Source organism: Ruegeria sp. H4, assembly GCF_056533065.1.
In genome coordinates, this window is the sequence record NZ_JBQFOC010000005.1 from 42,245 (window position 1) to 66,756 (window position 24,512).

Annotated in this window: 22 protein-coding genes and 1 tRNA gene; 17 read left to right on the forward strand and 6 right to left on the reverse strand. The window is 56.7% G+C overall.

Annotation, left to right across the window (positions count from 1 at the left end; genetic code table 11):
* Positions 1-230 precede the first annotated feature (230 nt).
* Entirely contained in the window at positions 231-884 is a 654-nt protein-coding gene (locus tag ACR0KG_RS19225) for a GntR family transcriptional regulator (protein WP_480828172.1), read from the reverse strand.
* Positions 885-1,092: 208 nt separating this feature from the next.
* Between ACR0KG_RS19225 and ACR0KG_RS19230 the strand changes: the two genes are divergently transcribed.
* From ACR0KG_RS19230 to ACR0KG_RS19300, 15 genes are all read left to right on the forward strand, one after another.
* Positions 1,093-2,184 (forward strand): Gfo/Idh/MocA family protein, encoded by a 1,092-nt coding sequence (locus ACR0KG_RS19230; protein ID WP_480828173.1) that lies wholly within the window; start codon positions 1,093-1,095, stop codon positions 2,182-2,184.
* Positions 2,185-2,272: 88 nt separating this feature from the next.
* Positions 2,273-3,283 (forward strand): TRAP transporter substrate-binding protein DctP, encoded by a 1,011-nt coding sequence (gene dctP / locus ACR0KG_RS19235; RefSeq protein ID WP_170787610.1) that lies wholly within the window; start codon positions 2,273-2,275, stop codon positions 3,281-3,283.
* A 30-nt stretch (positions 3,284-3,313) separates the two neighbouring features.
* Positions 3,314-3,889 carry a TRAP transporter small permease gene (locus ACR0KG_RS19240; protein ID WP_480828174.1) on the forward strand — a complete coding sequence of 192 codons (576 nt, stop codon included), beginning with the start codon at positions 3,314-3,316 and terminating at the stop codon, positions 3,887-3,889.
* Entirely contained in the window at positions 3,886-5,181 is a 1,296-nt protein-coding gene (locus ACR0KG_RS19245; protein WP_074736095.1) for a TRAP transporter large permease, read from the forward strand. Before ACR0KG_RS19240 ends, ACR0KG_RS19245 begins: the two co-directional genes overlap by 4 nt.
* A complete protein-coding gene (locus ACR0KG_RS19250) occupies positions 5,181-7,073 on the forward strand; it encodes a bifunctional sugar phosphate isomerase/epimerase/4-hydroxyphenylpyruvate dioxygenase family protein (protein WP_480828175.1) in 1,893 nt (630 codons plus the stop codon). The genes ACR0KG_RS19245 and ACR0KG_RS19250 overlap by 1 nt, the downstream gene beginning before the upstream one ends.
* Complete coding sequence (locus ACR0KG_RS19255) at positions 7,070-7,906, forward strand: citryl-CoA lyase (protein WP_480828176.1); 837 nt, start codon at positions 7,070-7,072, stop codon at positions 7,904-7,906. The genes ACR0KG_RS19250 and ACR0KG_RS19255 overlap by 4 nt, the downstream gene beginning before the upstream one ends.
* Entirely contained in the window at positions 7,896-9,083 is a 1,188-nt protein-coding gene (locus tag ACR0KG_RS19260; RefSeq protein ID WP_480828177.1) for a Gfo/Idh/MocA family protein, read from the forward strand. The genes ACR0KG_RS19255 and ACR0KG_RS19260 overlap by 11 nt, the downstream gene beginning before the upstream one ends.
* Positions 9,073-9,747 carry a hypothetical protein gene (locus ACR0KG_RS19265; protein WP_480828178.1) on the forward strand — a complete coding sequence of 225 codons (675 nt, stop codon included), beginning with the start codon at positions 9,073-9,075 and terminating at the stop codon, positions 9,745-9,747. The genes ACR0KG_RS19260 and ACR0KG_RS19265 overlap by 11 nt, the downstream gene beginning before the upstream one ends.
* Positions 9,740-10,930: a Gfo/Idh/MocA family protein gene (locus ACR0KG_RS19270; protein ID WP_480828179.1), complete on the forward strand. Its 1,191-nt coding sequence runs from the start codon at positions 9,740-9,742 to the stop codon at positions 10,928-10,930. Before ACR0KG_RS19265 ends, ACR0KG_RS19270 begins: the two co-directional genes overlap by 8 nt.
* A 154-nt stretch (positions 10,931-11,084) precedes the next feature.
* On the forward strand, positions 11,085-11,999 hold the full coding sequence (locus ACR0KG_RS19275) for a sugar phosphate isomerase/epimerase family protein (protein WP_480828180.1): 915 nt from the start codon (positions 11,085-11,087) through the stop codon (positions 11,997-11,999).
* Complete coding sequence (locus ACR0KG_RS19280; protein WP_480828181.1) at positions 11,980-13,389, forward strand: aldehyde dehydrogenase family protein; 1,410 nt, start codon at positions 11,980-11,982, stop codon at positions 13,387-13,389. Before ACR0KG_RS19275 ends, ACR0KG_RS19280 begins: the two co-directional genes overlap by 20 nt.
* On the forward strand, positions 13,389-15,170 hold the full coding sequence (locus tag ACR0KG_RS19285) for a thiamine pyrophosphate-binding protein (RefSeq protein ID WP_480551265.1): 1,782 nt from the start codon (positions 13,389-13,391) through the stop codon (positions 15,168-15,170). Before ACR0KG_RS19280 ends, ACR0KG_RS19285 begins: the two co-directional genes overlap by 1 nt.
* 147 nt (positions 15,171-15,317) lie before the next feature.
* Positions 15,318-15,719, forward strand: a complete 402-nt coding sequence (locus ACR0KG_RS19290) for a hypothetical protein (protein ID WP_480828182.1) — start codon at positions 15,318-15,320, stop codon at positions 15,717-15,719.
* Positions 15,716-16,939, forward strand: coding sequence for a MobA/MobL family protein (locus ACR0KG_RS19295; protein ID WP_480828183.1), 1,224 nt, complete (start codon positions 15,716-15,718; stop codon positions 16,937-16,939). The genes ACR0KG_RS19290 and ACR0KG_RS19295 overlap by 4 nt, the downstream gene beginning before the upstream one ends.
* Before the next feature lie 157 nt (positions 16,940-17,096).
* Positions 17,097-18,707 carry a hypothetical protein gene (locus tag ACR0KG_RS19300; RefSeq protein ID WP_480828184.1) on the forward strand — a complete coding sequence of 537 codons (1,611 nt, stop codon included), beginning with the start codon at positions 17,097-17,099 and terminating at the stop codon, positions 18,705-18,707.
* Here ACR0KG_RS19300 and ACR0KG_RS19305 read toward each other — a convergent pair.
* Entirely contained in the window at positions 18,688-19,137 is a 450-nt protein-coding gene (locus ACR0KG_RS19305) for a hypothetical protein (protein WP_480828185.1), read from the reverse strand. The genes ACR0KG_RS19300 and ACR0KG_RS19305 overlap by 20 nt on opposite strands.
* A gap of 104 nt (positions 19,138-19,241) precedes the next feature.
* Here ACR0KG_RS19305 and ACR0KG_RS19310 point away from each other — a divergent pair, with 104 nt between their 5' ends.
* Together ACR0KG_RS19310 and ACR0KG_RS19315 are read left to right on the forward strand one after the other, a co-directional pair.
* On the forward strand, positions 19,242-19,676 hold the full coding sequence (locus tag ACR0KG_RS19310) for a hypothetical protein (protein ID WP_480828186.1): 435 nt from the start codon (positions 19,242-19,244) through the stop codon (positions 19,674-19,676).
* 274 nt (positions 19,677-19,950) lie between these two features.
* On the forward strand, positions 19,951-21,564 hold the full coding sequence (locus tag ACR0KG_RS19315) for a recombinase family protein (RefSeq protein ID WP_480828228.1): 1,614 nt from the start codon (positions 19,951-19,953) through the stop codon (positions 21,562-21,564).
* Here ACR0KG_RS19315 and ACR0KG_RS19320 read toward each other — a convergent pair.
* The 4 genes from ACR0KG_RS19320 to ACR0KG_RS19335 form a co-directional block, all read right to left on the reverse strand.
* Positions 21,521-21,597, reverse strand: a tRNA-Met gene (locus ACR0KG_RS19320). The two genes, ACR0KG_RS19315 and ACR0KG_RS19320, sit on opposite strands and share 44 nt — an antisense overlap.
* An 85-nt stretch (positions 21,598-21,682) precedes the next feature.
* Positions 21,683-22,657 carry an alpha/beta fold hydrolase gene (locus tag ACR0KG_RS19325; RefSeq protein WP_480828187.1) on the reverse strand — a complete coding sequence of 325 codons (975 nt, stop codon included), beginning with the start codon at positions 22,655-22,657 and terminating at the stop codon, positions 21,683-21,685.
* A 4-nt stretch (positions 22,658-22,661) separates the two neighbouring features.
* Positions 22,662-24,131: a flavin-containing monooxygenase gene (locus tag ACR0KG_RS19330; RefSeq protein ID WP_480828188.1), complete on the reverse strand. Its 1,470-nt coding sequence runs from the start codon at positions 24,129-24,131 to the stop codon at positions 22,662-22,664.
* Between the two features lie 135 nt (positions 24,132-24,266).
* Entirely contained in the window at positions 24,267-24,506 is a 240-nt protein-coding gene (locus ACR0KG_RS19335; RefSeq protein ID WP_480828189.1) for a hypothetical protein, read from the reverse strand.
* Between the last annotated feature and the right edge of the window lie 6 nt (positions 24,507-24,512).

Here is a 24,512-nt window from a genome sequence, read left to right on the forward strand (position 1 = left end):
ATCTACTTTAACAATCGACGTTGTTGGGGATCTGGTAGCGGAGGTCCGTCTTGGACACAAACCCCACACATTAACACTCTGTAAAATATGGGTGCCGTGACCTTCAAGGGGTAAGCCGAAAGGTCAATTGTCGTAGCGGTGCCCTGACTGGCGAATTCGATCAAAAGAAGTTGGCCTTCACCGGGGTGCTCTGCGTTGAAGGCTGTCGCTATTGCGGCAAGGGGAACGTCTTACATAGCCTCCAAGGTATGCTGGAGGCCATTTCGAATGTGATCTTCCAACAGCCTCTTCGCCGTGTCGGCGTCTCTGGCCAGCGCGGCATCGAACATGCCCTTGTGCTCCTTGACCGCCTCTTCGCCGCGATAAGTCAGCACAAGCATCTGATACCGCAAGTATTTGTCGTAGATGATGGAGTGCAGAGACAGAAGGTTTTTGGAGTTGCAGGCCGCGATCATCGCTTGGTGAAACTCCCAATCATATCGTTTCCAGGTTTCTTTCTCGGACTCGTCGCCCTTGAGAAGCTGCTGTTCCATCAGGTGCAGTTTGTGGTGTGCGGCAACGAGGTTGCCTTCCCAATCCGTGTCGCCATTCGCAATGGACAATTCCAACGCGTGGCATTCCAACAGGACCCGCAGCTCTGAAATCTCGGTCAGGTCTTCTCGTGAAACCGGTGTGACCAGGAAACCTCGTTGCTCGGGAGCTTCGACAAATCCGTCGCTGGCGAGCCTGTTCAGCGTTTCGCGAAGTGTCGAAAGGCTTGCCGAGTAGCGTTCCTTCAAAGCGTCCAGCTTCAGTTTGGAGCCGGGCTGCAGTTCCCCGAAGATGATGTCCCGCTTGATGCGCTGATAGGTGCTTGCACCTATCGTAGATGGCTGTTTCACCATGCGTTTCACCCGATATTATCAGTTTCCTCGTTCAATTAGCATTTTTCAGAGACATCAGCAATCCAAACCGATGTATGGTAAAAATAAAAATATCATACATTATTGCGGAATCGCGAAAAGCCCAATACGGTCGTGGCCAAGTTGGGTAAAGCAGCTCGATCACAATCTTCGGTTTCGGGATTTTCCGGACCCTCCGGAAGGAAGCAAAGTGTCTAAGAATTTTCGCATTGCCATTGTGGGCATTGGTCTTGTTGGACGCCGCCACGCAGACGCTATCCGAGCGTTGCGCCATGTTGATCTCGTCGCGGTGGTCGATCCCAGCGACGAAGGTCGTGCCTACGCCGTTGAGCACGCGATCGCGTGTTACGAGACGTTGGAGGAAATGTTTGCAAATCAGACGCCGGACGGAGCTGTTCTGGCGACCCCTACCACTCTTCATGTTGAACAAGGCCTCACGTGTGTTCGACATGGTTGTCCCGTTCTTGTCGAAAAGCCAATCGCCGTCGAAGCCACCGCTGCACTTGAGCTTATTCAAGCAGCGGAGAAGGCGAATGTGCCTCTGATGGTTGGGCATCATCGTCGGCACAATCCTCTGATTCGGTCAGCTAAGGAAGCCATTGTCGATGGGAGGATTGGAGATGTGCGCGCTGTCCATGCGAATTGTTGGTTCTATAAGCCAGACGAATATTTTGATGCTGCGCCCTGGAGAAAGAAACCCGGTGCAGGGCCCATCTCAGTCAATCTTGTCCACGATGTGGATTTGCTGCGGTACCTGGCCGGAGAAGTCGTGACCGTTCAGGCTCAGTCGGCTTCATCGCAGCGGGGTTACGACAACGAAGATGTCGCCGGCGCGCTGTTGACGTTTGAAAGTGGGGCGATCGGGACCATAAGTGTGTCCGATAGCATCGTTGCTCCATGGAGCTGGGAGATGACGTCTCAGGAATATCCAATCTATCCGTCGACCACTGAGAGTAGCTACATGATAGGTGGCTCTCATGGTTCGTTGTCCGTTCCCGATCTTCGATTGTGGAGTTACCAGGGTGAGCAAAGGGACTGGTGGACGCCAATCTCATCAACCGCGCTGAAGAAGGGTGCGTCTGACCCTCTGGTCAATCAGCTCAGGCACTTTGTTGAAGTAGCTCGGCACGAAGCAGTGCCGATTGTGTCTGGATGGGAAGGGTTCAGAACGCTTCAAGTTATTGAAGCTATTCAGAATTCTTGCAGAACTGGCGAGACTGTCAAGATAAGAAACCTTCAGGAAACGCAGCAACAGAGATTGCAGGTAATGAAAAATATCTGATATTTTGTAAAAAATCTTGCAAAGTGTCCAAAATAGGTCAAAACTCAGAATCGGAAAAAAGCATCATGATGTCTCAGGGAGGAGCAAAGTGATTACCAAACTTACCCGCCGGGCTGCTGTATCAGCCCTGGTTGCAACAGGTGTTCTGTTCAGCGCAACAAGTGGTGCGCTTGCAGACGACAAAGTGCAACTTCGCCTCGCAACGTCGGGGTCGGAAACCGATCAGCGCTCGGTCGCAATGGCCGAGGTTTTCGCGCCCATGGTCGCTGATTTCGCAAGCTACGAGCCCAGCTATAACGGAACCATCTTCGCCCAAGGCACCGAATTGGATGCCATCAGCCGGGGCAACCTGGAAATGTCGATCACCTCGGCGCAGGAGCTGGCACAGTTCTTCCCCGAGTTTTCGATATTTACCGCAGGCTATGTCCACCAGGACGCCGCGCATCAGGTGGCTGTCTTCAACGATCCCTTGATGGATGCCTTCAAGCAAAAGGCCGAGGAAGAACTGGGCGTCAAACTGCTGTCGGTCATGTACCTGGGCCGTCGTCAGGTGAACCTGCGCCAGCCCAAGGATGAACTGACCGTCAGCACTCCGGCTGATCTGGAGGGTGTGAACCTGCGGATGCCGGGCACAGATGCGTGGCAGTTCCTTGGCAAAGCGCTGGGTGCCGCCCCGACACCAATGGCGTTCTCAGAGGTTTACACAGCTCTGTCGACCGGCGCTGTAGATGGTCAGGACAACCCGCTGCCGACCGTGGTGGATGCCAAGTTCTACGAAGTGACCAATCAGATCATCCTAACATCGCACTTGGTCGACTTGAACTATATTGCAATCGGCAAAGAGGTTTGGGACGGGCTGACACCGGAACAGCAGGCCAAGGTTCAGGAAGCTGCGGATGCTGCAGCTGAATCCGGCCGCCAGAAGCAGCTTCAGAAAGAAGAGGACCTTGTCAGCTTCCTGAAAGAGCAGGGGATGGAGATCTACGAACCCGATCTCGCAGCGTTCCGTGATCAGGTACAGTCCATGTATCTGGACAGCGAGTTTGCAGGTTCATGGCCCGAAGGCGTTCTGGATCAGATCAACGCTCTGGGCAACTGAGCCCAGTAAGACAAGGGAGGGAGAACCATAATGAAAGCCTTTATCAAAGGGTTCTCCCGACTGACCGAGGCGATTGCCGGCGGGATGCTGGCGGCAATCTTCCTGATCTTCCTTCTACAAATTCTTCTGCGGTACTTCTTTACCCCCGCTGGATGGACGCTTGAACTGATCGGCATTTTGTGGGTCTGGGTGATCTTTTTTAGCTGCGCCTTCATCGTGCGCGAGCGGGATCACGTGAAGTTTGACATCATTTACCTGTCGGTACCCCGACGTGTCCGTCAGGTCTTTGCGATGCTCGCAGCCGCCGCCATCGTCATTGGGATGCTCTACAGTTTCCTGCCGACGTGGGATTACATCGATTGGATGAAAATCCGCAAGACCGCGACCGTGCGAAACCCCTTCTCGGGCGAGAAGGTACCGCTGCGCACGGTGTTTTCGATCTACGCGGTGTTCATGCTGGTCGTAGCCGCGCGCTATGGATGGCTGTTCTTTGACATCATGCGCAACGGCCCACCTAAAACTGAACTTGAAATGGTCGTGGGATATAACGTGGTCGACGATCATCCCCGCGTTGACGTGGAAGACGACGAGGACGCAAGCAAATGAGTTTCGAACTTCTTTCTTGCCTGCTCACACTCTTTGTGCTGGCAGGCATCGGGACACCTATCGGCTATTCCATCCTACTGGCCTCGTTGATGTATCTGGGCGTGGCCGGACTGGACGTCGCGCTTGCGGGCGAGAAGATCCTGCAAGGCTTCTACAAAAGCACGATCTTGCTTGCCGTGCCTTTGTTCATCGTCGCCGCCAATATCATGAATGCGGGGTCGATCACGGACCGCTTGCTGAACTTCTGCGTCGCTGCGGTCGGGCGATTCAAGGGCGGCCTTGGGCACGTCAACGTGGTAGCGTCTCTGATCTTTTCGGGTATGTCCGGGTCGGCTGTCGCGGATGCTGCGGGGATCGGCAAAATCATCATCGAAATGATGACCAAGGATGGCCGCTACAGCCGAGGTTACGCAGCCGCAATCACGGCAGCGTCGGCGACGATTGGCCCGATCATTCCGCCCTCGATCCCGATGGTCCTTTATGCGCTGGTGTCGAAAGCCTCTATCGGGTCGCTGTTCCTGGCAGGGATTCTGCCGGGCCTGATCATGGGCGTCGTCCTCATGGCGATGAACTACTATCTTGCCGGCAAGCGGAACTTTGCACTGGAAGAACCTGTTCCGCTGCGCGAATTGCCAGCTAAAACCGCAAACGCGTTTCCGGCACTACTGATGCCCGCAATCCTGCTGTACGGTATATATGGCGGCGTCACCACTCCGACCGAAGCTGCCGCCGTGGCTGCATTCTACGCCCTGCTGTTGGCAGCGTTGTTCTACCGTGCGCTGACCTTCCGTGGCCTTTATCAAGTGTTCGTCGACAGCGCGCGTTCTTCCGCAGCGGTCGGGGTGGTTATTGGTGGTGCGTTTATCCTGAACTTCATCGTTATTCAGGAGCAAATCCCTCAGTCGATCTCGGCACTGCTGGAGGGTTCGGATGTCAGCCCGATTGTGTTCCTGATCCTCGTCAACCTGCTGATCCTTGCGTTGGGATGCGTGTTAGACGCAACAACGATCATCCTCGTGATTGTGCCCCTGTTCATTCCAACCTGCGAAGCGCTTGGGATTGATCTGGTGCATTTCGGGGTGTTGGTCGTAGTGAACTCGATGATCGGTCTGATCACGCCGCCCTATGGCATTCTACTCTTTGTGATCAACGCTGTGACGGACATTCCGCTGCGTGAAATCATCTCGGAGATTTGGGCCTTCCTTGCGGTTCTCATCTTCGCCTTGGTGATCATGATGCTGATGCCGGATCTGGTCCTGTGGTTGCCGCGTATGTTTGGATATCAGGGATAATGTGCCTGTCGGTTTCGACAACGTCGATCCCCGGTGATCTGGCTGTAAAGCTGAGTGCTATCGCTGACGCGGGATTCGGGGGTGTCGAATTACACGAACCGGATTTGACCGCTTTTGACGGGCCGCCATCGCAAATTCGGAAAATTGCATCAGATCTCGGCCTGAAGATTTGCCTGTTACAACCCTTCCATAACCTTGAAGGTCAGGCCGGCGCCGGACGGGAGCGCGCCTTTGATCGGCTTAAGCGCAAACTCGATCTGATGAGCGAGTTGGGTACGGATCTGCTGCTTATTGGGTCCGCATTCGAGGTCGATGCCGCTGCGACCGGAGAACAGGTAATCGCAGATCTTGGCGAGGCGGCCCAAATCGCTAAAGAAATGGGGATGCGTCTGGCCTATATGGGCTTGCCATGGTCGGATCTTATTCACTCGGATGAACAGGCGTTAGGCGTCGTTGATGCTGTCGACAGCCCTCATCTGGGGTTGGCTTTGAATTCTTTCTTCTCGCTTGCCGACGGGTCCAAACCAGCCCGCCTTCGGGACATCCCCGGAGAGCGGCTGTTCCATGTACAACTGTCCGACGCCCCCCGGCTTGAGATGGATATTCGCAGGCTCAAACGGCACTTCGGGCTTTTGCCAGGGCTTGGGTCGCTGAACCTTGCGGGCTTTGTGCGGGTGTTGTCCCGTGCTGGGTACAAGGGGCCTTGGTCCATTGCGCGCGTCAACGAAGCAGCGCCGCAACCCGGTGGTCAAACGCTGGCGCGTGACTGTTACAGATCGCTGGTGAACCTCCTGGATGAGGTATCCCGGACCGAGCCGGGAACCGACTTCGGCATCCCGGACCTGCCGGAACGCGTTTATGCGTCAGGCTTTGAGTTCGTCGAGTTTACAGCTGATGAGGTAAGCGGCGCTCAACTGGCAGATATGCTGTCAGCAATGTGTTTTCGAATGGAGCGAAAGCATGTGAGCAAGTCCGTCGAGCTGTGGCGGCAGGGCGCGATAAACATCGTTGTGAATAGCGAAAAGGAAGGTTTTGCCCATTCGGCGTTCCTGGGTCACGGCCCCTGCGTTTGTGACATGGGGTTGCGTGTCAAAGATGCGGATCAGACGGTTCAGCGGGCGACCGCGTTGGGCGCGCCGAATTTCTCACAGCCGGTGGGGACCGGAGAGCTGGATATCCCGGCCATTCGGGGTGTCGGTGGCAATGTCGTGCATTTCATCGATGAGAAATCCGACCTGCATCGGGTCTGGGATATCGAGTTCGAGCCGGTTGCGAAAACCAAGGCGACCCAGCCCGCTGGTCTGCGCCGTATCGACCATCTGGCCCAGACGATGCGTCATGATGAGATGCAAAGCTGGCTGCTCTACTACATTTCGACTTTCGAGATGTCAAAATCCCCTATCGTGAACGTCGCCGACCCGTCTGGTGTCGTGCAAAGCCAGGCTATCGAAAGTCCCGAAGGCGAAGTGCGCTTAAACCTGAATGGGGCAGTTGGGCGTCGAACTCTGGCAGCGTCATTCCTTGAAGATGGTTTTGGGGCCGGTGTTCAGCACATCGCCTTCCAGTCGGATGATATTTTTGAAACCTCAGCCCAATTGCAGAGGTCCGGCTTTCCCAGTTTGACGATCCCGGAAAACTACTACGCTGATCTGCAAGCGACATTCGGATTGGATGACAATTTGGTTGCCCAACTGCGCCGGGGTAACATTCTCTACGATCGGACAGCGGGTTCCGAGTATTTTCAGATATACAGTCGCCCCATCTTTAACGGCTTCTTCTTCGAAATTGTTGAGCGGCGCTTGGGGTATGCCGGTTATGGCGCGCGTAACGCGCCCATTCGCCTTGCTGCGCAAAGCAAAACCCAGACGCTCAAAGAGGTGCAGACTCAATGACCGTGCTGGATGAAAACATGACAATGGATGAGCGGGCTGTTCGCCAATGGTGGCGCACCTCGATCATCGACATGAAACCCGGACAGATCGCTTTTCGCGGCAACGCCATAGAGGATCTGATCGGGAGCGTATCTTTCCCGCAGATGATCTGGCTGATGGTGCGGGGTGATCTGCCCAGCGACGCGCAGGCGCGCCTGTTCGAGGCTGCTTTGGTCGCAGGCGTGGATCACGGCCCGCAGGCTCCCTCGATCGCGGCGGCGCGTATGGCTGCGACCTGCGGGGTAGGTCTCAATAATGCGATGGCAACTGCGGTGAACATGCTGGGCGACGTGCACGGCGGGGCAGGCGAGCAGTGTGCAGAGCTGTACTATGATATCGCAGTCCGCATGGATGCGGGAGTTTCGCTGAATGATGCTGTTCGGGATGGCTTGGACGGCTGGCGCGAGACCTACGGCAAGATCGTATCGGGCTTTGGTCACAGGTTTCACAAGCCCGTCGACCCACGCGCACCCCGGTTGATGCAACTTGTTCGTGATGCGGCGGCAGAAGGCACTGTATCGGGTCGCTTTGCTAATATAGGAGAAGAGGTTCAGGCCGAACTCGGTCGTCAACGCGGCGGTCGGCCAATTGCCATGAACATCGACGGCGCGACAGCTGTGATCTTCTGCGAGCTTGGCTTTCCTGCGCCTTTGTCGCGGGGGCTGTTCTGCCTGTCCCGCTCGGTCGGAATACTCGCCCACGCCTGGGAGCAGATGGGGCAGGGCGGTCGGAACAAAGGGCCCATGCCCCCGAATTACTTACCCCTCTACGAAGACAGGAAAGATGACACGTGAGACATCGAAATCCTTCCGGGTCGGCCTTATCGGCTGTGGTCGTATCAGCGATATTTATCTAAAAACACTATCAAAATTTTCAAACATCGAGGTTGTGGCCTGCGCAAGCCTTGATCCTTCGGAAAGCCGCGCCAAGGCGGATCAATTCAGCATCTCCAAGGCATGCACGCCGGATGAGGTGTTCGCCGATCCGACGATTGACTGCGTTCTGAACCTGACTGTTCCGGCAGCACATGCCGAAATCAGCCTGCGCGCTCTGGAAGCTGGAAAGCACGTCTATTCAGAAAAGCCACTGGTCATGAACCGAACGGATGGGAAAGCGATACTGCATGCCGCCTCGGAAAAGGGGTTGCTGGTCGGCTGTGCGCCAGACACGTTTCTTGGTGGTCGCTGGCAGACAGTTCGGCGCTTGATTGATGAAGGCGCTATCGGCAAACCAACCGGGGTCTTTGCCCATGTCGGCACCCATGGGACGGAACGCCATCATCCCAACCCGGATTTCTACTATAAGGCCGGTGGTGGGCCATTGCTTGATCTTGGGCCATACTACTTGACCGCCATGACTTGCTGCCTTGGACCAATTGACCGCGTTGCCGGTATGGCGCGGCGGACGTTTGACCAGCGGATGATCGAAAACGGCCCTAGAAACGGTGAATGGATGGATGTCGAGGTCGACACGCACTCCCTAAGCCTGCTGCAGTTCTCTTCCGGAGCTGTAGGGTCGATGACTATGAGCTTTGACGTCTGGGATAGCGAAACGCCGCGGTTCGAGATCTACGGTGAAAACGGCACCATCAGCATTCCTGATCCTGACCCGGTTCATGGTGCCAATATCTTTCAAGGGGATGTCTGGCTGAAAACGCGGGAGACCTCGCGCTGGTCTCATCAGCCCCGTCCAACTGGTCGCGAGGACTGGCAGGTGGTCGAAAACAAACACGGGTTTAACGAAGACAGCCGTGGCCTCGGCCTGTTGGATCTTGCCCTGGCGGCACAAGAAGGACGCCAACCCCGTGCAAGTGGAGCGCTTGCCTACCACGTTTTCGAGGTCATGGACGCGATTGAACGGGCACCGAAATTCGGTGCCTACCAGACAATAGAAAGCCGATGCGAAGCGCCTGCACCTCTGCCGGACGATTTCCTGAACGATGAGAGGAAGGAGCTGGTCCATGCCGATTGAGACACTCGACTTTGCCCAGCCATTCTTTCGCGTCCAGCACATCACCGATGAAGACGGAGTATCTGTCGAGGGTCGTGCCATTGTTCTGAACCTTGGGGGGAGGAACCTCGCGGTCGAGGACCAGACCGTTGCGCCACTTTCATCGGTGATCGTGCGAAACAGCTCCATCCAAAACGCGCAACGCGCAGTCATTGTCTACGGTTTCGACGCCTATGCCGATGAAAACGCGTTGTTCGCAGAGGTGAAAGAGACATGGCCCTCTGCTTTTGATGTTCGTCAAGAGGAGCGTCTGCGGGGTGTCAGCCACTACATGTCGCCGAAGGTCTTCGTGGGCAACGTTGGACTGACCATGTACCATTCCGGATCGGTGCCGCTGAATGTCGGATTGCACAAGGATCATCCGTTTTGCCCTGTGCCGGGCTTCCGCGAAGTGCATACGCAAATCGTAGGCTTTGGCAAAATGCAGCAATGCCGCGAACGGGATGTTGAAACCCTTTACCTCGAAGAATTCATGGCCCCCGGCACGACCCACAAGCCGATGTATGACGACGAAGGCAACTATCCCTGGCATCAATACGAGACGATTACCCCCAGCATCTTCATGGCGGTGGAAATGCTGCCGGAAGGCGTACGGGTCCCGGAAATGGAGGTTCAGAATGGCTGAGAGACTTTTACCCGAAGACCTGAACTTTGACGGCCCATTCCCCCGGTTGTCTCGCCGTTTGCGGCTGGGCGTTGTTGGCGGTGGACGGATCTCTGTCACGCAAGCGATGGCAGCGCGGATGAGCGACCGATGGGATGTCGCCGCAGGCGCGCTCAGTTCAGATGCCGAGCGCAGCAAGGCGCGCGGGGCCGAGTGGTTCCTGCCGGCCGACCGGTGCTACGCGTCGTTCGAGGAGATGGCACAGGCCGAGGCGGCACGCCCGGATGGCGTAGATGCCGTCATGATCACTACCCCGAACCACGTTCATTTTGAAGCTTCCAAAGCGTTTCTGGAGGCAGGCATTGATGTACTGTGCGACAAGCCCCTGACCAACGAAGTTGCCGAGGCCGAGGGGCTTGAGGAGGTCGCCGCGCGCACGGGACAGGTCTTTGCCGTCGGATATGCGATGTCGTGTTTTCCGGTGATCCGGCAAGCCAAGCAAATCGTGGCGGAAGGCGGCATCGGTAAAATCAACCAAATCCATGTTGAGTTCATGCAAGACTGGATGACACCCGATGATGTGGCCGATGCGCCCCATGTCAAATGGCGGCTGGACCCCAAGATTTCAGGCCCGACCAGTTGTGTCGGCGATATCGGCACCCATGCCGCACACCTCGCCAGTTTTGTCTCGGGTCTGCCCATGACCGACCTGCGGGCCGAGTTCCATGTTTGCGGCGCGCCCAAGCCCTTGGAAGACACGGTGTTCATGTTCACCCGCTATCAAAACGAGGTTCCGGGAACCCTGATGGCGACGCGTCTTGCCCCCGGAAATCGGGGTGGATTGCGGTTGCGGGTCTTCGGCAGCGAAGGCGGTCTGGAGTGGGATCTGGAGAATGCGGAACGGCTGAAGTTCAATCGGTTCGGTGAGCCGGACCGTGTGATCAGTCGAGGTCACGGGCACGGCATCGGCCCCGGTGCGGAACGTCTGATCCGTACCGCACGCGGCTTTCCCGAAGGGATTATCGAAGCCTGGGCCAATCTCTATACGGAATTTGCCATGGCCGTCGCGGCGCGTCGGGATGGCGTTACCGTTCCGGCCGATTGGCTCTCTTATCCCAGTGTCGATCAAGGCGCAGACGGTGTTCGATTCATTGATGCCTCTGTGCGCTCTCACCAGTCCGGAGGGGACTGGGTCGCCATCTAAAGCCCCGCCAACACAAAGGTTAAACACGCCCGGGCTATTGCTCGGGCGTTTTCATTTCCTGCCCAGCAATAAAAGTTGATATTTTAAAAAATATCAGATATTTTTTACTACGTGTGATGAATTTGAGATTCGCAGACACGTGGAGCTGTCGTTCATGGTGAAACCCGAAGAGGCTGGCGCAAGCCCCTCTCTCTATTCCTTGGCGCATCTGACGCTGATTGGCTGCACACCGCCCGAGTTGGTCTATATCGCCGCGCGGGCCGGGTACGATGCCGTCAGCCCCCGGTTTATTCCGATGCATGTGCCCGGTGAATTCACCCAATCCCCAATCGACAAGGCGCAGGTGCAGGCCACCAAAACGGCTCTGTCTACCACCGGCTTGAAAGTCCTTGATGTCGAACTTGCGCGCATCACCGAAGATGTCGACCCGCGCAGTTTTGAGCCTTCGTTGGAAATTGGCGGAGAGCTGGGCGCAAAACGCATGATCATGAGCGCGTGGACCAACACCCGTGATGATCGTGACTTCCTGATCGACGTCTATTCCGAGACCTGCGAACTGGCAGCGCCCTATGGGCTGACAGTGGATCTGGAGTTTCCAAGCTTTTCCCGCCTGCGCACGCTGGACGAGACGTTGGATATTGTCCGCGCAGCGGACCAACCGAATGGCGGTATCCTCGTTGACACGCTCTACCTGCATCTCAGCCGCGTGGATCTGGGAGAGCTCTTGCACGTCCCCTCGGACCTGTTTCATTTCCTGCATATCTCAGACTGCCTGCCCGGCATCGCCGATACGCGCGAGGGCATGATCCAGTTGGCCCGTGATGCAAGGTTGTACCCCGGCGAAGGCTGGATTGACTTCACCGGCATCATCGAACGGATGCCACCCGTCGACTACTCCATAGAACTGCCCAACCAAAGCCGCGTTGCCGAGTTGGGATATGAAGAACACGCGCGTCGCTGTCTCAGCCACGCCAAGCGAACATTCGGCGAGGCGCGGTCACAGCGCCGCATGCCCGATGCAGCAATTCTAAAACACCAAGAGGATCATCATGGGCAAAGAGCTCACTGAAAACGACCGACAACTCGCGGCCGATATGCTGGCGCGCGCCCGCGCTGCCATGGCCGAGATCGAGGATTGGGATCAGGACAGGCTGGACCGCCTGTCTCAGGCAATTGCGTGGTATGCTGGGAACGAGAAGACCTTCACGCGTCTGGCCCAGCAAGGCGTGGACGAAAGCGGTATCGGAGATCGCGAAGGGCGCCCCGCGAAGCGATTCAAGATTCACATGGTGCTGCGTGATGTCTTGCGGACACCATCGACCGGGATCGTAGAAGTAGACGAAGAAAAGGGTCTGGTAAAATATGCCAAGCCTGCCGGTGTGATCGCATCCCTGATTCCGATGACCAATCCAGCGATGACACCACCGGTGACTGGCGTGTCCGCCGCCAACGCCCGAAATGCGGTTATCTTCAGTCCGCACCCTCGGACCGCCCATACTACCTTTGAGATGGTCGAGGTCATGCGCGCAGCTTGTCGAGCAGCAGGCGCACCCGAAGACCTGTTCCAGTCGATCCGCAAACCGTCGATCCCATTGACGCAACATCTGATGGAGATCTGCGACCTGACTTTGGCAACGGGTGGCAAGCCGATGGTCAAAGCGGCCTACAGTTCTGGTCGCCCGGCCTATGGCGTCGGCGCGGGCAATTCGTCCATCGTCATCGATGAAACCGCCGATCTGGACATCGCCGCGCAGAACACTCGTCTTTCAAAGACCTCCGACTATGGCTCGGGCTGCTCGGCCGACGGCAACATCATCATCCAGCGCTCAGTTTACGACGATATGGTCAAGGCGCTTCAAGCCGAGGGCGGCTACCTGTGTTCGGATGAAGAGAAGGCCATGCTTGAAGCGGCCATGTGGGACGAAAAGGGCAATCGCACCTTCCCGACCATCGCCTGTCCGCCGCAGCAAACGGCCAAAGTCGCCGGTTTTAGCATCCCCGAAGATCGCAAGTTTCTGATGGTTGAAAATCAGGGGCAAATCGGGCCAGAGCACAAGTTTTCCAAGGAAAAACTGACCACGCTGATGGCGCTTTATCACTTCAACACGTTTGATGACGCGCTGGAAACGGTCAGCCAGATCTACAACACCGGGGGCAAGGGCCATTCCTGCGGCATCTACAGCCACAATGACGATCATATCGACCGGTTGGCGCGTCTGGCTCCGGTCAGCCGGATGATGGTTCGGCAGCCTCAATCCAAGGCCAATGCGGGTGCTTGGACCAATGGTATGCCTATGACCAGCAGTCTGGGTTGCGGCATCTGGGGCGGCAACATCACCAACGAAAACGTCACGATGAAACACATGATGAACTACACTTGGGTCAGCCGTCCCATCCCCGAGGATCGCCCCTCGGAGCCGGACTTGTTCGGTGAGTTCTACGGACAGGAGGTCGCGTGATGGACGCAAGCAAACTGGACGGTAAAACCGTCGCCGAACACATCGTTGATTTCCTTGAGCGTCGTGAGGTCAAACATGTGTTCGGCCTGTGCGGGCACACGAACATCGCGGTTCTGGCTGCGCTGGCGGAAAGTCCCATCGATTTCGTTACAGTACGACATGAACAAATCGCCAGCCACGCGGCGGATGCTTATGCCCGCGTGACGGGCAAGGCCTCGGTGGTGCTGTCCCACCTCTCCCCGGGACTGACCAATTGCGCCACCGGGGTCGCCAACGCGGCCTTGGACTGTATCCCTATGGTCGTGATCGCGGGCGATATTCCTTCGCACTACTACGGCAAACATCCACATCAGGAAGTGAACCTGCACGCAGACGCTGCCCAGTGGGAGATTTATCGGCCCTTTGTCAAACGTGCATGGCGCGTAGATCGGGCGGACCTGATGGCCGAGATTCTGGAAAAGGCGTTTCATCTCGCTGAAAGCGGCCAGCCCGGGCCGGTACTAGTCAATGTCCCCATGGATATCTTTTCAGAGGTGATCTCCTCAGACAGTTTCGACCGTATCCGCGACAACACGCGCGCGCTCAAGAAACCATCGATTGACGACGAGACAGCGCGAGAGATTGTCGAAGCGTTGGCTAAAGCCGAAAACCCGGTCGCCTATGTCGGCGGCGGTATCCTTCTGGCGCAGGCCAGCGAGGAGCTGCGCGAGTTTGTCGAACATATGGGTCTGCCCGTCGCGCATTCCCTGATGGGCAAGGGCGCATTGCGGGACGACCATCCGCTTGTGCTGGGCATGACCGGGTTTTGGGGCACCGAACTGGTGAACCAGTCCTGCCTGAATGCCGATTACATCTTTGCCGTAGGCACCCGGTTCAAAGAGGCCGATTGTTCCAGCTGGTATCCCGGCTATACGTTCAACATTCCCGGCTCAAAGGTCATTCATATCGACATCGAACCACAGGAAATCGGTCGGAACTATCCCACCGAGATCGGCGTCGTTGCTGACGCCAAGGCCGCTTTGCGCGTCCTCAACCGGGTTGCCCGCGAGATGTATCCGGACGGCTTCAAGCGCCCCGTGCTGGAGCAGAAGATCGCTGGTTTCCGGACGGACTTCAAAGCGCGCAACGCGGAAATGGCGACCTCATCGGCCTTTCCAATGATGCCCGAGCGTATTCTGGCAGATACCCGCAAGGCACTGCCCGAGGATGCCATCATCACCACGGACGTCGGATGGAACAAGAACGGGGTAGGACAACAGTTCGATATTCTGACACCGGGTTCTATCCTGACCCCGGGCGGGTTCGCGACGATGGGTTTCGGCCCTCCGGGCGCGATCGGCGCGAAACTGGCGGCACCTGATCGCGTTGTAATCAGTCTGGTCGGTGATGGTGGCTTCGGTCAAAACCCATCGATGCTCGCAACGGCCGTCGAGCTTGATCTGGGCATTATCTGGCTGGTCATGAACAACAACGCCTTCGGAACGATCGCCGGCCTTCAAAAAGCGCATTACGGTTTGACCTATGGAACCATGTTCCCCGGATCAGCCGCCGCACCCGCAAACGGACCGGGCTATGCCGACATAGCGCGAGCCTATGGCGCGGAAGGGCACAGACTCAGCGCTGCTGACGAGTTGTTGCCCGCACTGGAAGCGGCAATCGCCAGTGGCAAACCAACCGTGCTCGATGTGCCAATGATCAACAACCCGACACCAACAACCGGGCATTGGAATATTCTCGACATCTATTCGCCAGACAGGGATGTTTCGCACGTCGCGACCTGACGATACTGAGCGCGGTAAGCCGCGCCAGTTTTTTCTTTCAATAGGCCCAAGTCAGCCAACCCTTCTGAGAGCGGGCAGTGCCTCAAGAGGATCTAACTGGGTTTACAGCCCTAACAGCTCTCGATCTGAGTCGCGTGAGATACGTTCGTGCAGAAGCTTGAGCAACCGATCAGCTTTGTCTCTCTCAATTTCCTCGAGAAGCTTCAAAACAGCAGCGCCATAGATAATCTTTTTGCGCGTTTCATCGCGTCGTCGTTGTTTGCTCGCCCGGGCTTGAAGGTCCCTGAGTCTCGCGCGCGCCTGTTCGATTTGTTGATCCAGGTCCGCCAATTCGCCCTCCCTTTTCAGTCGTCGGACAAGAAATGCGGCTTGGATCCCGGCTTCGCTACCCGGGCGGGAAAATGTGGCTTCGCCAGGCCGCCTCGTGAGCGGCCGTCCGCATGCCTGCTGGGCAATGCGCGCAGTTACGCAAACTTGGGGTTTGCCTGCGCGCCTGCCGCGGGCTTTTTTGTGCGGAGATCGGGTTGGGGCCCGATGTCCTTTACATGATACACCCCGCCAGCAGACTCGAAGTCATCCTACATTCTCGTGCTGACGGCCGCTCCGCCGTCAAATCCGCCACATACACCGCACGCACCACCTTCCGGGATGCGCGGGTTGGACGACGGTTTTCGCCGGGCAGAAAGGGTGGCCTCCTGTCGCATGAATTGATCAACTGGACAGGAAGTGCCGAGGAGCTCTGGAACGCAGCCGAGCGTTCTGAACGCCGAAGGAATGCAAGAGTCATCCGCGAACTGCGCCCCTCCCTGCCACGCGAGCTACCGCTTCTCGAGCAGGTCGGGCTTGTCCGCGGCTTCTGCCTCTGGCTTCGCGATGAACACGGCGTTGCCGTTCAAGCCGACGTTCACGCGCCGCGTTTCCTGTGTCCTGAGGAAGAGAAACGGCACAATGCGGGCAAACTCGAACTGACGCGGGAAGACTACGAGCAGAGGCTCTTCGATCCATCGAAGACCAACCTGAATTTCCACGCTCACATCCTGATGACGACGCGGAAGGTTGATAGGATCACGGGTGGTTTTGGAGAGAAAACGCGTGTTCTTGACGACAGAACCTCAGGCCCCGGAGAAATCAAGCGTATCCGCGGAGAATGGGAAAAGCGGACCAACGCGGCCCTGCGCAAGATTGGCTCTCCAGCGCGGGTTGATCTTCGTTCGTATGCCGAGATGGCCAAGACAGGCGATGCACCGCAAGGCCTAGCAAGACAAGATCATGTCGGGCCACGCAGATCCGCCAGGTCGCGCCGCAGATTGCAAGAAAGCGGAAGCGACGACACCGTTGCCGGAGTACGGCGCCAGGCTGTCCAAGAACACAATTCAACACTCTGGCACTCCTGGTTGCAGCTGCGCGCCCTGGAGCGTCAGAGAGACGACCTCGAAGCGGAGCGTATCGCGCAGGAGAGAGAGGCTGCCCGCAAGAAAACGGCCAGCGATGAGAAACGTCGAATGCTGAAGGCGAGATCCGATCGCGAAGTGAAAGCTGCGCTGGAAGCTTCGTCGCAAATAGAATGTCTAAGAACTGAGACAGCATACCAGAAAGCGGTTCGATGGGCGACAGAAGGCATAAACGTCGTGCCATTAGACATCCTCGATGAGGAATTCTCCTCTGATGTCGACCTTGAGGCGTATCACCTACCTCAGCTCCAGCAGAATGATCGGGTTTCCAACATACGGCGTGTAAGAACACGCAAGCCGCGTCAGCGTACAAGATGACACCGAATCCCGTTTTTGCAGGGCACAATACTGGATGCGATCGATATTGTTTGGACTCGAGCCGTTGATCGGTTGACGAGCATGGGACGTCACCCGGGCCTTGCCTTTCTTTGCTTGGATTTTTCTGTGCCTACAACCGTAGAGCCAATTCCCGCGGATGAAGCACACCGATCCGCGCGACTTTGCCCCGCATTCAGATGACACCCACACCGTTTCGCCAAAGGAGTATGTTCAGCTTCTCCATCCCGTCGGTGCGGTTGGTAAGCCTGCCGTTCTGATCAAGAATTCCGGGGAGGCCAGCCAACAATTCACCCGCTCTCCGGATGGGATTGTAGCGTGCCTTCATGCGCTGCTGGATCGCACATCGTTCATCTCGTTGAACCGGTTCAATGGTCGACGCAGGAACTCCAGCCTGGCAAGTCTGAATACGCTCTATGTCGATTTGGACTTTCACAACGATCCCGGCTGGCGCGCTGAGGGTGAAGAGAACGTTCAGGCAGCCGTCGCAGACCATCTTCTGATGCGCAGTGTCTCTGAGCCATCATTCTATTTGCGGACGGGACGAGGACTGGCGGCAATCTGGTTGATCCATTCGATGCCACCTGCTGCACTATCCCGCTGGCAGGCGGCAATCCGGGCATTGATGGATCTGCTTGCTCCCTTTGGTTCGGATCGTACTTGCAACGACCCAGCTCGCGTCTTTCGCATTCCTGGCACTCGAAACGAGAAATCGGGCCGGGTCGTTCGGGTGTCTGGTGGGAATTGCCAACGCCAGGATTTTGATGTCCTTGCTGATCAGATTTTTGCCGCCGTCGGGCGGCCCACCCGTTCCGAGCTTACGGAGCGCCGCAAACAGCGTCAGGATCGGGAGCCGGGTAGTCAGACAATGCCGCGGGGATTGACCCAAGCTGAGCGATTTGAACAGATCCTGAAAGATCTCGAGGCTTACCGGATTTACCACGGTGGGGTGATCCCTGTGGGATACCGAAACACCTGGCTGCACTTCTATGCTACCTGCCAGACCCATCAGTCAGACACCAAACGCATCGAAGGTCACATTCAACGAGCGGCAGATACGGCAACCCCCAGGCTATGCAGGAATGAAACAAACGCAATCATTAAGCAGGCTCTTGCTAAGTCAAAGCTGCAAGCTTGCGACAATGCACGCGAGAGCGAGAGATATTGTTACAGCGGCTCGACTGTTGCGGAGCGTCTCGACGTATCAGCGGATATGGCGCGTCAGTTGAGCATGCGTCAGGTGATGCCAGCGGAAGAGCGCCACCGCAGAAAAGCTGAACGGGAACGAGCACGACGTGCTGTTCAGGGGAGTACCTCGCGAGATCAGTACCTGCCGGAAAACAACGCATCGAGAAACAAGCCCTGGCTGAACTATGGTCTTGGTAGGTCCCAGTATTACGCGCGCAAGAAGGTAGGAACACTCCCAGAGCTGCCCGTTGCTCCGGACCGGACAGGTCCATGTCCACTACAGGGGAACCATTCTGGACACAGAGAACTCTGTGGACCTCCAACAGAGGCACAGCAGTCGGAAACACCCGTCAACCGACCCATTGGAAACACTTCGAACACGCTGGCGACAGATCGGAAAGCTGCAACAGACCGGACAACAGCGCACGGACGAGAACCGAAACAGCGGAAAAAGCAGGTCGCCCACCTTCGACTGCGCAGTCCGGATGTCGCGCAGCCGAAAGTGGGAACCAGCCCAAACACGGTGGAAGACGCGGCTCTTTTCAACTTCGATGAAGGATGACGGCGCGTATCTTTCGACCCGAGCCTCTGCTGGCGAACCTACGGGAGCGCCGGATATCGCGTTCTGCATGTATTCGTGCGCGAACGCGATGAAGTCGATCCAGCGCTGCGTCGGCGAGTTCACCCAATACGGGCGTTCCATCGGAGTTTCTGTCGAAGCCGCTGTTGTCGACAGATACGGAAACACGTCGAGCCGCATTGAAGCGTGTTGGCGCCCTCAAAGAAGCCTGTTCCCGCTCCTCTTCCGAACGCACATCGACGCAATAAGCCTGCTTACGTGGACAGGGGTTCGTTGTGCCGTAAGCCAGAACCGCAAAGCGCTCACCGGCCATTTCCTCGACATCAATAACCAGCGACGGCCGAACTTTGGGATCATCCTCTCCCATCGTTTCATGGGGGAAGCGAAACGCGACGACATCGCCAACTTTCAAACGGGATTTCCAGTTCTCGGAGGGCAGCGCGATTTCAGTTTAAGTGTCATGAGACACGGTGGAAACGCGTCGCAAGGGACGGCCGGATACGCGGGAGGTGCGCTATGTATGATAGCATCGCACAGCAGCTATTGCCGATCGAGGCCGCGATCCTCGAAGCGCTCAACATGGTGCCCTCAGCGTCAAAGGCACTCGACATGCTGATCGACAGTCTGGAGCCCAGCGGCGCGCGCATAGCCTATCGTTTTGGCTCGCGCCTCGGTGCGGGCGAAATGTTCGGTGATCGCGATCTCGACGATCTCGAATCTCTGCTCCAGCCTGTCTTGGCTGAGATAGAAGCCGGATGGGTGAGCGAGGTGATCACGGATGAGAATTGCCCGGGCGGTGCCTGGATAAATTGGCGGCTGACAAATCAAGCAGCCGAGTTGAACCTGACGGTTGAACCTTTGGTAACGCTTCGCAGGCGTCTTCAACTCATCCAGAACCTGCGTCGTGCCGACCGCATATCTCGTCGAGTGATCGCAGAAGCGCAGACTTAGCCTGCCGCTATCGGAGAGCGTTTCTCGCTCTCCGAACCGTTCGGATTAAACTGCGTTTCTAAATTTTCTAAAGGAGACCGATCTCACGCTCGTTGAAACATAAAGCGAGCACCATGACAGTTCAAAAACCGATCCAAACCGATTTTTCGATTTGTGAAGAGATCACCAAGTCCCCAGCAGCAAAGCAAAACCCGACGCCAGATGTTGGTTTGCTTGAGCTCGTCCGGGAATTGGCCCGGGCGGCAGCACAACAAGACGCAAGGAACTCGAGAGAATGCAACGCCGCGCTGCGATCTACGCCCGCTATTTGACCACGCTCCAGTCGGAGCGCTCCATTGAAGATCAGGTGGAGCTCTGCCGACGCTACCTGACAAGTGAAGGCTATAGGGAGGTCCGGACATTCGAAGACAGGGCCAAAACCTCTGAGACTCTGATTGGGCGAGTTGGTTTTGCTAATCTTCTCGAAGCGGCGAGTGCGGGGGAAATTGATGCACTGGTCGTGGAGTGTGTTGATCGGATCAGCCGGGACGCAGGTGATCTTCATAAGGTGCATAAACTGCTTAGCTACGCCGGCGTCGAAATCATTCCAGCCAGCGAGGGGGTACAGTCGGAACTCCAGATTGGCCTTCGCGGCTTCGTCGGTACGGTTTTCCTCAAAGATCTGCGTGAAAAAGTGCATCGCGGAATCTCAGGCAACATAGCCAAAGGTTTGAGTGCCGGCGGTAAGGCTTATGGTTACTCTCCTATTGCGGGAAAACCCGAGGAGCTCCAGGTCAAGGCACACGAAGCGGAAGTTATTTGCCAAATCTATAAGGCCTACGCAGAAGGAGCCTCCCCGCGAGATATTGCTCATGAGCTCAACGCTCGCGGTGAGTTACCGCCTCGTGGGACGAAGTGGAACGCGTCAACGCTGGATGGAAACGGCAAGCGCGGCTACGGTATTCTCAGAAATTCCCTTTATGCTGGCATACTCGTTTGGGATCGCGTCAAAATGGTACGAAACCCGACAACAGGCAAAAGGGTCAGCCGTGAAAAGCCGGTCAAAGACTGGAAATTTGTGGGAGTTCCGCACCTTCGTATTGTCGAAGAGGAACTTTGGGACGCAGTTCAGCGGCGTTTGGTCACGCAGTCTGCGGCCAAGCGATCGGGAAAATCGACCCGAAACCCTGTGCGCCCGTTCTCGGGGCTGATCAAATGCAGGTGCTGCGGTGGCGGCATGTCGATTCATGACAGAAACGGCAATACCATCCGCATCCGTTGCTCAACGGCCAAAGAGAGTGGCTCCTGCAACAATAACGGGAAGGTTCGCCTCGACAAGATCGAGAGCGCTCTGCTGACCGAACTGCGAAAGGAGTTGTCTGAGCCAACCTACATCGATGAGTTCATCCGCACCTACAATGAAGAACGTCGCAAACTCAACGCAGCGGACAAACCGGACAGGAAGAAGCTCGAACGCGCTGTAGCAGAAGCTAACAAGCTGCTATCGCGCCGTATCGAGCTTTTTGAGATGGAAATTCTTGAAGGAGTCGAAGGCGAGGCAAAGTTGACCGAGGCCAAAGAACGCGCCTCAGTTGCCGCGGACGTATTGGCCAGCTTTGACGAGAAGGAGAAGGCGCTCGAATTCAATCCTGCGACAGCATCCAGTTATGTCACGGCACTGGATGAAATGATCTCTTCCATGCAGTCGCATGACGGCAATCTGAATCCAAAAGCACGTGATGCGGTGCGCGGCTTGATTTCGGAGATCGTTGTGTCTCCGACCGAGGAAGGCGGCGTGCCGGTCGAAGTGAAAGGCCGCCTTAGCGCCCTGGTTTCAAACCGTTCCAAAAAAGTGGGGGGTTTAGTGGTAGCGGAGGAGGGACTTGAACCCCCGACACGCGGATTATGATTCCGCTGCTCTAACCAACTGAGCTACTCCGCCATGAGTGAGAGGCGATGTAAGCGAGCCGTAGGAGAGGGTCAAGGGGGAAATGGTCGGTTCGAGAGGGAATTTTTCTGATCCAACCTCAACCGACATCAGTTGATGTATTGTCCGCCTTCGCAGCGTTCTGGATCACCTTGCGTATGAAATCGGCGCATGTTTTTGGCACGGTGATGGGTGTCATATGACCCAGGCCGTCAACCTCTTGATAAGTCAGTCCGAACTGCTGCATCTGCGGCCCGTGCATTGCGGGGGACAGGATCGTATCCTGCGCCCCGTACAAAACACCTCCGGGTGTTTTCAGCTCGGGATAGCGCGCGCTTTGAGCTGCGATGCTGTCATCTACCCCGACAAGATCCTGGGATGCGGTGATAAAGGCTGATGGGCGTAAGCCAAGCGCGCCACCAGCGCGTTCCAGGAAATCATCTGGGGCTGTTTCGGGGTCAAAGGCTACCTGCAAGACATGGGGTGCGGTTTTGGACGCGATGGGAACAGCCAGGGTGTTTCCGATCAGGCGGCGTATCCAGGCCGTGCGGATTTCGAGGGACTTAAACACCTCTGGTGGCTTTGGCATTTGATGGGTCAAGGGCGCAAGCAAGGCCAGGCTAGACACGCGGTCCGGGTAGTCCAGGGCGATGGCAAGCGAGACTGCCCCGCCCAGTGAATGCCCGACCAGCACGGCGTCAGTGACGCCCTTGGCATCGAGGAATTCGGTGATCATACGGGCCTGTTCGGGCAAAAGACCCATCTCGGCCGTGTCGCGGGTGGAATATCCACAGCCTGATCGATCCAAGGCGATCACGTGATACTCATCCGCAAGCTCATCCATCAGCCCATAGGTGAAGTGCTGCAACTGCCCGGCCAACCCATGGATCATTACAATCGTTTGTGCGTTGGGGTCACCTTTTTCGACGTAGTGAATACTACCGCCCGCGACCGGGATGATCTGGCCCAATTGAGGAACGGTCTGAAGACCAACCTTGGTCAGATGCCGTGTCCAGAGGCGCATGCCCAAAAGAAAGACGACAATAAGTGCCAGTAAGCTTAGAACAATTGTCATCTCATCAGTCTCCTTTTGCGTCGGGCAAGGGCATATAGTGTTCGATGCCTGCGGCGGCCATGCGTTTCTGGAACTCAGCAGCGGTTCCGGGCCACAGGGCCGTATTGTGGCCTTTGGCATCCTGATACCATGATGTGCAACCGCCGTCTTGCCAAACAGCGTCTGCGTGCCGATCCTGCATTTCCTGTGTAAACGCGGCCTGCTTTTCTGCATGCGGGTTGATTGTGCGAAGGCCTTGATCCGACATCGACGTAAGCACTTCGCTGATATGGCGCACCTGAGCCTCGATCATCAAAATGACCGAGTTGTGGGCCAGCGTTGTATGCGGTCCCAAAAGGATGAAAAAGTTCGGGAACCCTGCGACTGCAGTGCCCAGATGGGCTTGCATCCCATCTAACCAGGCGTCGCGTAGCGTCAGATCGTCTGCGCCTGTAATGTCCAGACGTTCGGCAATATCGGTTACGTGAAAACCGGTCCCCCAGACCAGGACATCGGCCTTTACTTTTGTCCCATCGCTGGCTGTGATCGTATCACCCTCAATCGCCGCCACGCCCGATGGGATGACATCGACATTGTCGCGCATCAGGGCTGGGTACCACTCATTCGAGCTGAGGATCCGTTTGCATCCGATTTGGTAGTTCGGGGTCAGCTTCTCCCGCTCTGCCGGGTCCGATACTGCGGAATGCAACGCTTTGTGCCACAGATGCATGGCGTATTTCACCATCAGCTTCTCGCGCCGGAACACACGGTGGCGGAATTCGAAATAGGCAAAGATCAGGCTCCGCCTTATCCGCGCCAGCAGCGGAACCCGCCGGTACAGCCGTCTGACCCATGGTGCGACCGGTCCATCCATGCGCGGCAGCACGTAAGGGGCGCTGCGTTGGAAGACTGTTACCCGCTTCGCGATCTTGGCGATTTCCGGGACAAACTGGATGGCTGAGGCACCGCTGCCAACAACGGCTATATTTGCACCGGTCAGATCAACATCGTGATCCCATTCGGCGGAATGAAAGCTGGGTCCTGTAAAACTGTCGGCGCCCGGAATTTTGGGGGTTTTGGGAATGTGCAACGCCCCGATGGCCGAAACCAGAAACTGAGCGGTCCAGCGTTGTCCGTCATCGGTTTCAACGTACCAATGATCGCTGCGCCATTCGGCGGATTTCAGGCGATGGTTGAATTGGCAGAGGTGATACAGGTTTTCTTTTTGCGCAATGTCTCGAAGATAAGCCTGTATTTCGGCCCCGCCTGCGTAAACCTGACTCCAGTCCGGGTTGGGATGAGATGCCATGCTGTAAAGGTGCGAAGGCACATCGCAGGCAACTCCGGGATATGTGTTTTCTCGCCATGTCCCACCGATATCATCGGCCTTTTCCAGAATGGTGATGTCTCGGATGCCCAGTTTGCGCGCCTCAAGCGCCATGGTCATCCCGGCGATGCCTGCGCCTATGATCAACATATCCGTTTTTTGATCCAAGCCTTCGCCCCTTAGCACAACCATATGGAGATCATCCCAGCATAGATAAGGATGCTGAGGTAAGAAGCAAGCTGTCGTTTGTTCGGGTCAAAACGCCGGGCGCATCTCAAAATGCGGCGGGCGGCATTGCGGAGATCAGAGCTTTAGGCGATCAGCCCGACCATGGCGCACCAGACGCTGGTTGAGACCGTCGGCCTCGGGCGCGCCATGCTCGAGCGCGAAAACAAAGGCATGGGTCAGGAAAAAACAAGCCGCGTCGATGTCGCCTGCGGCTTCGCGCTCATCTGCGGCCATCGTGTAATATGTGACGAGGGCAGCTGGATTATTGCGCGAATGCGCATCCAGCAACAAGTCATCCAGCGTTGCCCTGTCCATTTCTGC